This is a genomic window from Thiomonas arsenitoxydans, from assembly GCF_000253115.1.
GTDB classification, from domain to species: Bacteria; Pseudomonadota; Gammaproteobacteria; order Burkholderiales; family Burkholderiaceae_C; genus Thiomonas; species Thiomonas arsenitoxydans.
The window spans coordinates 617,239-629,952 of the sequence record NC_014145.1 but is presented as its reverse complement, the minus strand read 5'-3'; the positions used below and the strand labels follow the sequence as shown (position 1 = coordinate 629,952).

General features: G+C 62.2%; 11 protein-coding genes. 6 read left to right on the top strand and 5 right to left on the bottom strand.

Translation table 11 applies throughout. From position 1 onward, the window contains the following. The first annotated feature begins 55 nt into the window (after nucleotides 1–55). Nucleotides 56–1,615 carry an IS66-like element ISThsp3 family transposase gene (locus THI_RS02870; RefSeq protein WP_013104726.1) on the top strand — a complete coding sequence of 520 codons (1,560 nt, stop codon included), beginning with the start codon at nucleotides 56–58 and terminating at the stop codon, nucleotides 1,613–1,615. 12 nt (nucleotides 1,616–1,627) lie between these two features. Beyond that, complete coding sequence (locus THI_RS02865; protein WP_157096594.1) at nucleotides 1,628–2,566, top strand: site-specific integrase; 939 nt, start codon at nucleotides 1,628–1,630, stop codon at nucleotides 2,564–2,566. Here the strand turns inward: THI_RS02865 and THI_RS02860 are convergent. Beyond that, on the bottom strand, nucleotides 2,563–2,847 hold the full coding sequence (locus THI_RS02860; RefSeq protein WP_141130497.1) for a hypothetical protein: 285 nt from the start codon (nucleotides 2,845–2,847) through the stop codon (nucleotides 2,563–2,565). The two genes, THI_RS02865 and THI_RS02860, sit on opposite strands and share 4 nt — an antisense overlap. 75 nt (nucleotides 2,848–2,922) lie before the next feature. On the opposite strand from THI_RS02860, the gene THI_RS02855 reads away from it, so the two are divergent. Continuing rightward, nucleotides 2,923–4,479: a DUF2779 domain-containing protein gene (locus tag THI_RS02855; RefSeq protein WP_013104725.1), complete on the top strand. Its 1,557-nt coding sequence runs from the start codon at nucleotides 2,923–2,925 to the stop codon at nucleotides 4,477–4,479. Nucleotides 4,480–4,543: 64 nt separating this feature from the next. On the opposite strand, the gene THI_RS02850 is transcribed toward THI_RS02855, so the two are convergent. Further along, nucleotides 4,544–4,843 carry a hypothetical protein gene (locus THI_RS02850; protein ID WP_013104724.1) on the bottom strand — a complete coding sequence of 100 codons (300 nt, stop codon included), beginning with the start codon at nucleotides 4,841–4,843 and terminating at the stop codon, nucleotides 4,544–4,546. Between the two features lie 430 nt (nucleotides 4,844–5,273). Beyond that, complete coding sequence (locus tag THI_RS02845; protein ID WP_041609122.1) at nucleotides 5,274–6,179, bottom strand: WYL domain-containing protein; 906 nt, start codon at nucleotides 6,177–6,179, stop codon at nucleotides 5,274–5,276. Nucleotides 6,180–6,493: 314 nt separating this feature from the next. Here THI_RS02845 and THI_RS02840 point away from each other — a divergent pair, with 314 nt between their 5' ends. The 3 genes from THI_RS02840 to THI_RS18330 all read left to right on the top strand — a co-directional run bounded on the left by THI_RS02840 (nucleotide 6,494) and on the right by THI_RS18330 (nucleotide 8,251). Continuing rightward, on the top strand, nucleotides 6,494–7,351 hold the full coding sequence (locus THI_RS02840; protein WP_013104721.1) for a hypothetical protein: 858 nt from the start codon (nucleotides 6,494–6,496) through the stop codon (nucleotides 7,349–7,351). 223 nt (nucleotides 7,352–7,574) lie between these two features. After that, nucleotides 7,575–7,760 (top strand): hypothetical protein, encoded by a 186-nt coding sequence (locus tag THI_RS18335; RefSeq protein WP_141130496.1) that lies wholly within the window; start codon nucleotides 7,575–7,577, stop codon nucleotides 7,758–7,760. A 44-nt stretch (nucleotides 7,761–7,804) separates the two neighbouring features. Beyond that, the gene (locus THI_RS18330; RefSeq protein WP_013104719.1) at nucleotides 7,805–8,251 is read left to right on the top strand and encodes a hypothetical protein; all 447 of its coding nucleotides are present in this window, start codon (nucleotides 7,805–7,807) and stop codon (nucleotides 8,249–8,251) included. A 151-nt stretch (nucleotides 8,252–8,402) separates the two neighbouring features. On the opposite strand, the gene THI_RS02830 is transcribed toward THI_RS18330, so the two are convergent. Beyond that, a complete protein-coding gene (locus THI_RS02830; protein WP_013104718.1) occupies nucleotides 8,403–11,612 on the bottom strand; it encodes a type I restriction endonuclease subunit R in 3,210 nt (1,069 codons plus the stop codon). Nucleotides 11,613–11,654: 42 nt separating this feature from the next. Then, nucleotides 11,655–12,698 carry a restriction endonuclease gene (locus tag THI_RS02825; RefSeq protein ID WP_013104717.1) on the bottom strand — a complete coding sequence of 348 codons (1,044 nt, stop codon included), beginning with the start codon at nucleotides 12,696–12,698 and terminating at the stop codon, nucleotides 11,655–11,657. Between the last annotated feature and the right edge of the window lie 16 nt (nucleotides 12,699–12,714).

The window sequence follows — 12,714 nt, the reverse complement described above, 5'->3', positions numbered from 1 at the left end:
GTCGATCGGGGCAACTCCCGATTCTCGCGCGCGCGTGCGCGCGAGAGAATTCGGCATGGTCAGCGCCATCGACGACGACAAACTCCAGTCCCTGGGCGACGATCCGGCGGCGCAGTACGCGCGCACGGTCATTGCGCAGTTCGGTGCACAGATCGCGCACCAGCGTGCCGAGCTCAAATTTCAATCGACCAAGATTGCGGCCCTGAGCTTCGAGCTGGCGCGCCTCAAGCAATGGCGCTTCGGCCAGTCCAGCGAGAGCCTGGACACGCAAGGCCAGCTCTTCGACGCCAAGACGCAGGCGCTGCTGCAAGCCGAGGAACAGGCCGAGGACCGCGCCGCCGATGCGGAGCGCACCGCCCCAGGCAAACGTCGCCCCAAACGCCAGCCCCTGCCCAGCCAGTTGCCGCGCATCGAGCATCGCTACGAGATCGACTCCGGCCTGTGCCCGCAGGGCCACACCCTGCGCCGTATCGGGGAGGAGATCAGCGAGCAACTCGACTGCGAGCCCACGCGTTTCTTCGTGCACCGGCACATCCGCGGCAAGTATGCCTGCGCCTGCTGCCAGACGGTGTTGGCTGCACCCCTGCCAGCGCAACTCATTGACAAAGGCATTCCCGCCCCCGGCCTGCTGGCGCAGGTGGTGCTGGCCAAGCACGACGATCACCTGCCGCTGTACCGCCAGGAGGAGATTTACCGCCGCAGCGGCGTGCACCTCCCGCGCTCGAGCCTGGCGCAGTGGGTGGGCCTGTGCGGGGTGCGCCTGGAACCGCTGGCCCAGGCCCTCAAAGACCATCTGCTGGAGCAACCCGTGCTGCATGCCGATGAGACCCCGGTAGCCGAGCTGGCGCCGGGCACGGGCAAGACACACCGCGCTTATGTCTGGGTCTACCGCAGCGCGGCTACGCCGGCGGTGGTGTTTGACTATTGCGCCAGTCGTGCCGGTGCGCATGCGCGCGACTTCCTGCAGGATTGGTCAGGCACCTTGCTCACCGATGACTTCAGCGGCTACAAGGCGCTGTATGCCCAGGGGAGCATTGTGGAGGCGGGGTGCTGGGCGCATGTACGCAGAAAGTTCTTCGAGGCGCACAAGCTGGCGGGCAGCGCCATCGCGCAGGAGGCGCTTGAGCGCATCAAAGCCTTGTATGCCATTGAGCAGACCCTTCGGGAGCATCCGCCCGATGCGCGCACCGCGCTGCGCCAGCGCCAAAGCCAACCCCTGCTCGAGGCCTTGCACGCCTGGCTGATCGAGCAACGCCCGCTTCTGGCCAAGGCCGACGCCACGGCGCGGGCCATCGACTATGCGCTGGGCCGCTGGCGGGCGTTGTGTGTGTTTGCCACCGATGGGCGCGTGCCGATCGATAACAACGCGGTGGAAAACGCCATTCGGCCTCTCGCACTCGGGCGCCGAAACTGGCTCTTCGTGGGCTCGCCCCAGGCCGGCCGCCGAGCCGCCGTGCTCATGACGCTGATCGAATCGGCCAAGCTCTGCGAGGTCGACCCCTGGGCCTATCTCAAGGACGTGCTGACGAAGCTGCCCACCTGGCCCAACAGCCGTCTGGGCGAATTGCTGCCCCACAACTGGGCGAAAACCAATCCCCCTGCACTCAGCACCTGACCTTCACTTCGGGTGTCAAGAGGGGTTCCCTGCACGCTTACGAAATACCCTCTGGCCGACTCACCCATCAGAGGTGTCCAACGACCACGCTACCGCAACGAGCGTAACCGCCGACTCGCTGACGGTGAAGAAGAGCGCATTTTTGCCGGTGCACGGGCCTGGGACCTCGAACGCGCCGTCGATGCGACCGTCGAACAACTGCTGGCAAGCCATCCCGAGGTCCCCGAGCAGTACCGCAGCCTCTCGCAAAAGAAGCGCATCGAGGCGCGACTGCGCAAGGAATTGCGCCCGGTAGCGCAGGCTCAAGCGCAACCCGGCACCATGATGCAGGCTTTCGTTGCATTCCAGCTGATGACCGCTGCGCGGCGGGGCGAGACCCTCGGATTGACATGGGCCCATGTGGATTTGGTCAAGCAAACCGCGTTCTTGCCCGAGACCAAGAATGGCTTGGCGCGCACCTTGCCGCTGCGCGCTGAACTCGTGGCGATGCTCGACGCCCTTCCTCGCCATGACGAACGGGTGTTCCCCATGAGCGTGGACAAGGTGCGTGACGCCTGGGCTTACATCCTGAACCATGCGCACATTGAAGGGCTTCATATCCACGACTTGCGGCACGAGGGCATCAGCCGCGTCGCCGACACGGGTCAATTCAATCTGGTCGACCTACAGGCCTTCTCCGGTCATCGTGACCTTCGAATGCTCACACGGTATGCCCACCTTTGCGCATCCAAGATGGCGCTGCGACTCGATGCCGCGTTCGCTACCGAGGGTGCGCACTACACGCATAAGGGCCGTGAACGGCTTGCCGAAAAGGCGAATGTCACGATGGCGGAGCTCGTGTCAAACGGGGACGCGTCCACCTTGTCGGTGAACTTCATTGCCGCCACGGCAATGCCCACGCCACCTCGGTCGAACGTCATCGCTTTTCCGGAACGACGCGTAAGAGCCTAGGAGATGCGCTCGAGGAACAGCTCAGCAGCGAAAAGCCACCGCTTACCAAAACCCAGATAGCGGCGCGTGAAAAATTCACGCTTTGGCGGGATTTGTTTGGCCGCGCTTGCGGGCGCGCTTCCGTAAAGCGCGGCGGTGGTCTTGAATCGCGTTGTGATGCGGTGCCCCGTAACGACGTAACGCTGCACCAAACGCGCCTCTTTTTTATGGGAACGCACGCGCCCTGCAGAACCGCCGATGTCCCTCCGACACAACAAGCCCTGGCGCTGCTTGCGACGCAAGGCTCCAGCTCGGCACAATGCTGTTGACCGGAACACGCCGTTCCGCCCGACACGGATTGACAAGGGGGAGCTTCGGTGCTGACCAAATCCGACCTGATGGCCTGGCGCCAATGCCCGCGGATGCTGTGGCTGCATCACCATCCGCCCGAGCCGCAAACTTCTGCGTCCGTCCCCGTCGACCGCCGCACCCTCGACGGCCGTCTCGTCGGCGAGTATGCGCGTCGGGATGTCGGGGAGTACCTCTGGCCGAACACCTCCGGAGACCCGGCAAGCGATGCTGCGACCGCGTTGGCCGAACTGACCGCCGCCGCCATGCTGCCCGCCGTCGAAATGCCCATGGTGCGCGACGGCTTGTATGCCCGCGCCGATGCCTTGCTGCCGGAGGCGGCGGGCTATGTCCTGCGCGAGACCAAGGCCTCCACGTTTCCGCTGAAGCCGGACAAGGCCACCCCGAGTTCGCCGGACGAGCATCATTTGGACGATGTCGCCGTGCAGGCCTGGGTGCTGGAAGGCGCCGGCCTGCCGCTGGCGCGCGCCGAGCTCAATCTGCTGGACAACCAATGGCGGTATCCAGGCGCCGGCGACTACCGCGGCTTGTTTCGCCAACTGGACGTCACCGATGCGGTGCAACAGCGCATGCGTGCTGTTCCACAATGGCTGCGGCAGGCTCGGGATGTGGTTGACGGCGACATGCCCGACGTCCGCATGGGCAATCAATGCACCCATCCCCACCCCTGCCCTTACGCGGCGCTGTGCCAAAGGCTGGAGCCGCCCGGCCCCGAACATCCGCTGAGTTTGCTCCCCGATACGGCTGGGAAGGCCTTGGCGCGCAAGCTCGCCGCCAAGGGCTATACGTCTTTGCTGGAGCCGCGTCCCGGTGAGCTGGTCGGTGCACAGGCGGCGTTGTACCGCCGCATCCAGCAGGCCCACCGCACCGGGCGCCCTATCCTCGCCCCTGGCGCCAACACCTTCATGCAAAGGCTGACGTATCCCCGCTACTACTTCGACTTCGAAGGCATTGACCTGCCGGTGCCGCGGTGGGTCGGCTTGCGACCTTACGAGCAGGTGCCGTTCCAGTGGTCTTGCCATATCGAGCGGGCGCCCGGCGTGTTCGAGCACCGCGCCTTCCTGGACCTCAGCGGGCATGACCCCTCCGAGCCCTGCATCGAGGAGATGCTGCACGCCATCGACGTGGAGGACGGTGGCCCCATCCTGGTGTATTACGCCACGTATGAACGAGGTCGCATCGTCGAGCTGGCCAAACGCCATCCGGCCTTCGAGGACCGGCTGAAGCGACTGGCCGCGCGATTGGTCGACCTGCACCCCGTGGTCAAGGAGCATTTCTACCATCCGGCGATGAAGGGGTCGTTCTCCATCAAGAAGGTGCTGCCGGTCATCGCCCCTGACCTGAACTATGGAGAACTGGACGAGGTGCAGGACGGCACCGGCGCGCAGGTTGCCTACCTGCAGTCCTGCTTCGACGCCGAGCTGACGCCCAGGCGCAAGGCGGAGTTACGTCGCAACCTGCTGGCCTACTGCGAACAGGACACCTGGGCCATGGTCGAGATTGGGTATTTTCTGGAAGGCAAGGGCCGGCCGACCGAACTGAGGCCGCCGTCGTTCCAGGTGTGAAATATGCGGTGTCTGGAACGCAAGCCAATCGGCACATCAGGCGTACGTATCCTTCTCAAACATCCTACGCCGTCCACCCCAGCAACTCCGCCAGGCGCGTCACCACCCACCGCGCCTCCTTGGCATCAAGGCCAGAGCCTTCGACCTCCAAGCCGCGGTGGATGCGTTCAAGAACATCCGACTCGGTCACCCCCAGGTCGAACTTGATTTCCGATGCGCGGTCGGTCAGCATCGTCGCCAGGTCTTCGCAGAACTCGTAGCGCTGGGTGATGACGTCGCGCGGCGCATGGGGCTTGGTGCGGCCTGGCTCCACGTAAAGGGCGATGAAGGACGGCGGGATGGTGAGTTGGGATTCGTCGGTCATCGGTTCGCTATCAATGCGTGCAAAGCCGTTCCGGCTGCCTTGGCGAGTTTCAAACTCCTGGCCCGCAGGGTCATGAGCTAAGCCTCCGGCACGTCGTCGTAGGAGACAAGTGGCGAATTATCACAGCGACCAGGGGCCCATATGACGCGGGCGAACTGTGATACAGGAACCGTCAGGCGCAAGAAGTGCCGCACAACCGTGCCAAGCCGCAGCGCGCCGAGGGTTCAGCGCATGATGCTGGAGCGGGCGGAGTACTGGGGCCCCGCGTGTAGACCTGCGCGGGAGTTCCTGCAGCCCGCGTGTGTGCTGGCAACCATTTGCCTGCGGCATCGGTCATTGCGAGCTCGACGCGTGCTCTTGCAACGAATGCGCCCAGGGTCTTGCCCACTGCGAATGCTCCTTAAGCGGCCTCGAGCAGCGCCGTGTTCCGTCAGCTCTTAGCAGCGTCCTTGGGGAGGAACTCCGCAATCGCCGCGCGGTTCCTCAGCGTGATTTGCTGGTCCTGCGGGGACTCGACTCCCTCTTTGAGCAAGCGCAGAGAGCGAAGCGTGTAGAAGAGCATCGATTGGCGGCACTGCAAGGTAGTACAGCCGTCCACCATCCCGTAGTCCAGGGCAATCGCGTGTTGCTGCTCGGGGCTCAGTTCAGGATGCGGGGCCAGAACCAGCGGAACCATGCGATGCCAAGCAGCGTCGTCAGCCCCATCCGTACCAGGGCGTTGGCTTGGAGCCACCTCGAGAAAGCGCCCCAACTGGAAGTCGAGGTACTTCTCCCGCTGGGCGCAATAGGCACGGACGTGCCAGCGCATCCCGTCATGGGCAAGCGCGTGCGGAGCAATGACGCGCTCCTGTGGCCGCGGAGTGCTCATTGATTGATACACCACCGTCAATGCCTTGTGACCGCGGATGGCATCCAAGACCTGGAGAAAGACATCAGCCCGTGCGACGCGTCCAGGTCGCGGCATCACGGCCAGTGGCGGGACCCAACCGATGAAGCTGAGGCCCTTGGGCACGACGCCAGCCTCACGTGCCAGCAACTCGTTGAGATAGCGCTCGGGGTTGTTGTCGGGAAAAAGCGGCTTGAACTCCTTGGCTGCCAAGTAGCTGCGTGAGCTGCGGTCGTAGAAGGCATTGCCGGGTGCCAGCTCCAGGTACCGCCCGATGTCCATGGAAGCCCGCGGTGTGGAGATGCTGAAGAACTCCATCACGTCAGACCGGTTCAAGCGCCCCTCCCAGCGCAGGCGAAAGTCAATGAATTCGAGCCGGCGGCCTTGGCCCCAATGACCGGCAGGGTCGAGCGCCGACGGCGTGGATGTGTGGTGTTGCGTGTTTGCCATAGGCGCATTGTGCCACACGTCTACTTTATTGACACGCATAGAAAATAGACGTATTATTTATATTCGTTGATTGTGATGCCGGTTCGCCCGGCAACGGACCACCAAGTTGGTGGCTCGCGTTCCTTAAAAACTTGTGCTCAGGCATCGACCGGCAACGCATGGCAGTCGCGGTGCGACTGCCATGACAGAGAAGAAGGCAAGGGGCGCCTCCAAGACCCCTACCACGGCGCAATGCGCCAAAGATTCCCCATGTCGACTATTCGACACACACACACACACCTAAGCATCCGCAACAAATAACCTGGAACGCTTTCATGAACAAAAACAACCAAGCCGCGCGATACATCGCAATGTTTGACGAATCGCTGCGAAGCGTCAGCCAAGGCAAGAAGGACCCCGCGAGTGGAATCGTCTATGACGCGGCGTCACTGCTGAACGCAACGACCGGCGCCCTTTACGCAGTCCGCCATCTTGGCAGCCCCAATCTGTTTGCAATGCATGCAACGGCCAATCTGTTCAGCTTGTTTTCCCGGAGCGCGCTGACGGAAATGCTGGCCAAAGGAGACCTGAAGGCATGGCCCACGCTGTTCGCCAAAGACGCGCTTCTGCATGTTCGCCTTGACCTCGAGCGCCGGCGAGACGCCGAAGTCGAAGGCGCTCTCATTGGCACCTTGGATGAACTGGAGCGCTGTGCTTCAGACCTGCTCCAAACGCAAGTGAATTGGCTGAACTCTCCTTGGTCTTCCAGGGAGAAATCCTTCGCTGTCCCGATTGCAGCATCGCCAAAATCATGGCGCGCATCGGTCGTCACCAATTCGGCTGTTCGGCACGTGCTGGAGAGAACACTTCGTATCAGTGGCAGGACGACAACATTCAAGTCGCTTTGCGAGGCGCGTCATTCAGCTGGGGGGCATGCATCCCGTGTCTCGGACCAAAGACTTCGGCGAAATGGCCTCCACTACTGTGAACCGGGCATCGTCGTGCTCGGGACACGAGATGACGGCGGTCTGGCAAGAAACTTCGCAGGCAGTCCCTTCGAGAACTCCTGGCGCGACTCGCTGGCGAAGACCGTGGCTTTCGACCTCGAGGGAAAGACGTACACGGCGGCAGACCTTGAGCAACATGTTCCAGACGCCCACTATGCGCTGGAAATTTTTTGCAAATGCGAGTAACCGCAGACGATGCTTCACCCGCCACGGGGTTTGAGCCGGCCATACCCAAAAAGCCGAACCCGCGCCATCCGTTCGCCGACGCCCAATAGTGGCAGCTGACCGCCGTTGACGGCGCCGGCCCCTGAATTGCGGCCAAACACTAGCACTCCATAAAACGCATCGACCGTGAAAGGCCATGAACTCGGCAAGCGCTCGAAGCTGGCAGCAATCGAACCCCTCGAGCATGCAAGGACCGTTCTTTCTGGAGGGGCAATTTGCGCAGAACCCCACTCTCTCGACGCCACGCCCGTGGATGAACTCGAGCTTGCCAGGGCGCATCGCCCTTGGCATTTACATCAACATGCAACAGCAGAAACAAGATATCTCGGATGCCGCGATTTCCGAACTGACTGCCTACACCATGGCGTAAGTCAGATGGCTTACGCAACCTACCCACTGAACTCGGAGTAAGCAATGAAAGAATTTCAACCTCGTTCCTATGTAGAGTGCTTCAAGGACCCGAGAAGCGAATGGCCAGAATACAGCGTGTACGTCTGGGACGACGAAGCGAACGCCTATCTGTATTCAACGTATATGTACCGCCGTGACGCAGTAACGGCAGCGGTACGCGCAATGAATCGTGAAGCGGAGGAAGCAGGCGAGCCGCAAATTTATGACGCTGGCGATGTCGAAATTGCAGACGACTATTCCGGACTTGCAGACGGCATCAAAGATAATTTGAGGCGCAATATGTCCCGCTCTGAAATTGATGCTTGTACGCGAGATGAAGAGACATTTCAGCGACACATCGACAGTTATCAAGATGTGATGCAGGAAGACGACGACGGCAATAATTGGTCACAAGATTTTGATGCTGAAGATTTGCGTCTAGAAATCAGGGCAAACTACGAGTTGGATTAAACGCTCTTTCACGGGCAAGACCTGCTCACACTTGAGCCGATGGCCAGCAATCGACTGCTGGCCATCGGCTCTCTTATTGACGCACTGAATCGTGATGCTCTGATAGACCAATTGCGAACGGAAGCTCCGCGACGCTGTTGTGCCACTTTGCTCACCCTACCCATTCCGCCGACAGCATCTCCGCCTGCTTGAGCACCGTCTCGGTTGCCTCCTCCTGCTTGTCCGGCGGATACTTGTAACGCCGTAACAGCGTCTTGACCATCACCCGAATGCTTGCCCGCACCGCGTCGCGCACGGACCAATCGACGGTTACAGAGTTACGCAGTTTCAGCGTCAGCTCGACCGCAATCTTCTTCAGCGTCTCGTCGCCCAGTTCTCTGACCGCCGACTCATTGGCGGCCAGCGCGTCGTAGAACGCCCGCTCCTCGGGACTCAGCCCCAGCGCGGCGCCCCTGATGGCCTCCTGCTGGAACTGCTTGGCCATCGCAATCAGTTCCTCGATGACCTGGGCCGTCTCGATGGCGCGGTTGCGGTAGCGCTTGAGGCTTTCCTGAAGCAATTCGCTGTACTTGGCCGCCTTGACCACATTGGTCTTGAATCGGGTCTTGATGTCATCCTTGAGCAGGCGCTCCAGCAGCTCCACCGCCAGATTGCGCTCCTTCATGTGCCGCACGTCGTCGAGGAACTCCTCGGACAGAATGCCGATATCCGGTTTGTTCAACCCGGCCGCCTGGAAGATGTCGACGACCTCGGCGCTGACCACGGCCTTGCTCAGAATCTGCCGCAGCGCGTGTTCTTTCTGCTCGTCGCTGAGCTTCTTGTCCTGTGTGGTGTGCTTGGTCAGGGCAGCCTTGGTGGCCTGCAGGAAGGCCAGTTCGTCCCGGTGTTCAAGAGCCTCGTCAAGCGTGCAGCACAGCGCGAACGCCTTGGTGGCGGACAGGACGGCGTCGGCGAAGCGCTTCTTGCCGTCATCCTGGCCCAGGATATGGTTGGCCACCTTGGGCAGCAGTTGCCAGGCTTGGGTGCGGAAGTCCGCGTAGTCGCAGCCGTGCAGGATGCCGTGGAGCACCTCCATCTTCTCCAGCAGCAAGCGCAGGGCCTCGTGGGTGTCGATGGTCGGCCGCCCCTTGCCGTGGGCCAGGGTGTAGTCCTTCAGGGCGGCCTTGAGCTCGTTGGCAATGCCGATGTAGTCGACGACCAGACCGCCGGGCTTGTCCTTGAACACCCGGTTGACCCGGGCGATGGCCTGCATCAGGTTGTGGCCACGCATGGGCTTGTCGATATACATCGTGTGCAGACAGGGCGCATCGAAGCCGGTCAGCCACATGTCGCGCACGATGACCAGCTTGAACGGGTCGGCAGGGTCCTTGTAGCGCCGCTCCAGGCGCTTCTTGACCTCTTTGGTGTAGATGTGCGGCTTGAGCATCGGCTTGTCCGAGGCCGAGCCGGTCATGATGATTTTGATGGCGCCTTTGTCGGGGTCGGGGTCGTGCCATTCCGGCCGCAGGGCGACGAGAGCGTCGTAGAGATGGACGCAAATCTCGCGGCTCATGCCGACGACCATGGCCTTACCGTCCAGGGCGGCAAGGCGGTTTTCGAAGTGTTCGACGATGTCGGCGGCCACCTTCTGAATCCGGGGCGGTGCGCCAACGAGTTTTTCCAGCGCGGCCCAGCGGCGCAGCTTGCTGGTCTTGCTGGCGTCGTCCTCATCGTCCTCGGTCAATTGGTCGACGTCATCATCAAGCCAGGTGGTGTCCTCCTCCGCGAGTTCGAGCTTCGCCAGGCGCGACTCGTAATAGATGGGCACCGTGGCGCCGTCCTTGACCGCCTGCTCGACGTCGTAGATGTGGACGTAGTCGCCGAACACGGCGCGGGTGTCGCGGTCCTCCAGCGACACGGGGGTGCCGGTGAAGGCGACGAAGGTGGCGTTGGGCAACGCGTCGCGCAGGTACTGGGCGTAGCCGTAGCGCACGCTGGAGGCCGGGGCCGCTGTGACCAAGGCCGTGGTGGCCCCAATCGCGCCGGCATCCTGCGCGCTCAGCGGCGCGGCCGCGGTCTGGCGGTAGCGACGGGTGGCATCGTCCTGTCCGGGCAGCTTGGCGGCAAAGCCGTACTGGCTGCGGTGGGCTTCGTCGCAGATGACGATGATGTTGCTGCGCTCGGACAGCACCGGGAAGCTGTCTTCGTCCTCGCCAGGTGCGAACTTCTGGATGGTGGTGAAGACGATGCCGCCGCTGGGGCGGTTGCCCAGCAGCTCGCGCAGCTTGGGGCGGGTGGCGGCCTGCACCGGGGTTTCGTGCAGCAGCTCGGTGGCGCCGGCGAACACGCCGAACAGTTGGTTGTCCAGGTCGTTGCGGTCGGTGACCATCAAGACCGTGGGGTTCTGGAGCTCCGGGTGCCCGATGAGCATGCCGGCCAGGCAGGTCATCTCGATGCTCTTGCCAGCCCCCTGGGTGTGCCACACCACCCCGCCCTTGCGCGAGCCGCCAGGGGCGCTGGCCTTGAGCACGCTGTCGACCACGGCGCGCACGGCATGGAACTGGTGGTAGCCGGCGACCTTCTTGACCAGCCCCCCATCGTCCTCGAACAGGATGAAGTGCTGCAGATAGTCGAGCAGGGTCTGGCGGTCGAAGGCACCTTGGACCAGGGTTTCCAGTTCGCGCATGGACCCGAGCGGGTCGGTGGTGTGGCCGTCGATGGTGCGCCAGGCCATGAAGCGTTCCCGGTCGGCGGTGAGCGAGCCCATGCGGGCGGAGATGCCGTCGGTGATGACCAGCAGCTCGTTGTCGATGAACAGGTCGGGAATGTCGTCTTTGTAGGCCTGGAGCTGGTTGAAGGCGCCCCAGATGTCGGCGTTCTCGTCGCCGGGGTTCTTGAGTTCCAGCACCACCAGGGGCAGGCCGTTGAGGAACAGCACGAGGTCGGGGCGGCGGGTGTGCTTGGGGCCTTGCACGGTGAACTGGTTGACGGCCAGCCAGTCGTTTCGGCCAACGTCGCTGAAGTCGATGAGCCGGACGCGGTCGCCGCGGGTTTCGCCGTCCCTCTGGTACTCGACCGGGACACCTTCGACCAGCCAGCGGTGGAACTGGCGGTTGGCGGCGACGAGGCCGGGGGTGTTGGGGTTGAGGACTAGGCGCAGAGCCGCGTCCCGTGCGCTCGTCGGGATGTTGGGATTCAGGCGCTGAATCGTGGCCGCAAGGCGATGGGGTAGGCAGACCTGGCGGTAGGTGTCGCGCTCGGTGCCAGCGGTCCTGGCGTCGGGCGGTGAGATGTCAGGGCCATGCGCGGTTTGCCAGCCGAGCGCGGAGAGCCACTGAAGCGTGGCTTGTTCGAGGTGGTCTTCAAGGACTGCGCTCGTCATGGCTTGGGCTTTGTGTTCAATTGTTCGCTGGCTATGCTCGGCTCACTCCTCCGAAGAGGCAATCATCCAGACTCGCTTGAGTGGAAGTTCTGCACGGACATCCTGGTCAAGTTTGTCGTAATTCGCCAGTACCTGCTCAACGAGGTCCTTCTCGTTCCAGACACGCACCGAGAAGAAATGGGTCGGGACTTCCTTAAGCACAGTCGGCTTGAACCCCGCCCACGAGACAAAGAGACCCTGCTCGGCCTTCACACTCTGCATTGCCCCAATAAGTTGGGTGAACTCGGGTCGGTCCGCCGGCGTGTCGCCCGATTTGACTTGCACGCAGATGCGGGGACGCTCGAATCCGAAAGCGCCACCGGCTGCCAGGATGTCGATTCCCTTGTCTGGCCCCTCGGGGCTGAGGTACGTGGCAAAACCTTGGGCTTTTAGGATGGCTTCGACAAGCCTCGCCATCCCATGGCCCTTAAATCTCTGGATGATGAGTTTGCCAATGGCATCGCGCGCAAGCTCTTCGAGGTCCACGTCTACCGCGTCAGCCTGACTTTCGGCACCCCCGTTGCTTGGAACGGATGCCGTCGTATTCACGAACACATCCCGCCATCCATTGGCCGCCATTTTGCGTACGCGCGCCTCCGCGTCGTTGCGCTTGATTTCGCAGACCGTCAGGAATGCACCCATCGAATACAGAAGGTCTTGGCCAAATGCACTGCGAAGGACGGCCTTGTTTAGCCATTTGATGGCACGGGAGTGACGGTACATCGGCTCCGCTTTGGGGTCGAACGCATATGGCCCGACGACTTCCCCAATCGCAATCGTGGGTGACGTCTTACTTGGCACTACCACCCAATCTCCGACCTTCATGGCGAGGAGAAAGGCCCACACTTGCCCTGACCAGTTTCCCAAGCGGCGCGATGGCTCGCTTGGATAACGCTGTGACATGAGGGCCTTGACGCCTTCGTAGTCCTTCGCGACCGATAGGTCGGTCTCCGTAAATGCATCCCAAGTCAGATAGATGCGGTTGTCATCGAGAAACCGAGTTTCATGTTCCCCATACTTGCCAGCGCGAACGAGCCAAAGTGCCATTGTGAGCCCTGTTAGA

What these genes read in the sequence shown, in the direction of transcription:
- THI_RS02830 (WP_013104718.1), bottom strand. Translation starts at nt 11,612, where the DNA reads ATGACGAGCGCAGTCCTTGAAGACCACCTCGAACAAGCCACGCTTCAG.
- THI_RS18335 (WP_141130496.1), top strand. Translation starts at nt 7,575, where the DNA reads ATGCAAGGACCGTTCTTTCTGGAGGGGCAATTTGCGCAGAACCCCACT.
- THI_RS02850 (WP_013104724.1), bottom strand. Translation starts at nt 4,843, where the DNA reads ATGACCGACGAATCCCAACTCACCATCCCGCCGTCCTTCATCGCCCTT.
- THI_RS02870 (WP_013104726.1), top strand. Translation starts at nt 56, where the DNA reads ATGGTCAGCGCCATCGACGACGACAAACTCCAGTCCCTGGGCGACGAT.
- THI_RS18330 (WP_013104719.1), top strand. Translation starts at nt 7,805, where the DNA reads ATGAAAGAATTTCAACCTCGTTCCTATGTAGAGTGCTTCAAGGACCCG.
- THI_RS02845 (WP_041609122.1), bottom strand. Translation starts at nt 6,179, where the DNA reads ATGGCAAACACGCAACACCACACATCCACGCCGTCGGCGCTCGACCCT.
- THI_RS02825 (WP_013104717.1), bottom strand. Translation starts at nt 12,698, where the DNA reads ATGGCACTTTGGCTCGTTCGCGCTGGCAAGTATGGGGAACATGAAACT.
- THI_RS02840 (WP_013104721.1), top strand. Translation starts at nt 6,494, where the DNA reads ATGAACAAAAACAACCAAGCCGCGCGATACATCGCAATGTTTGACGAA.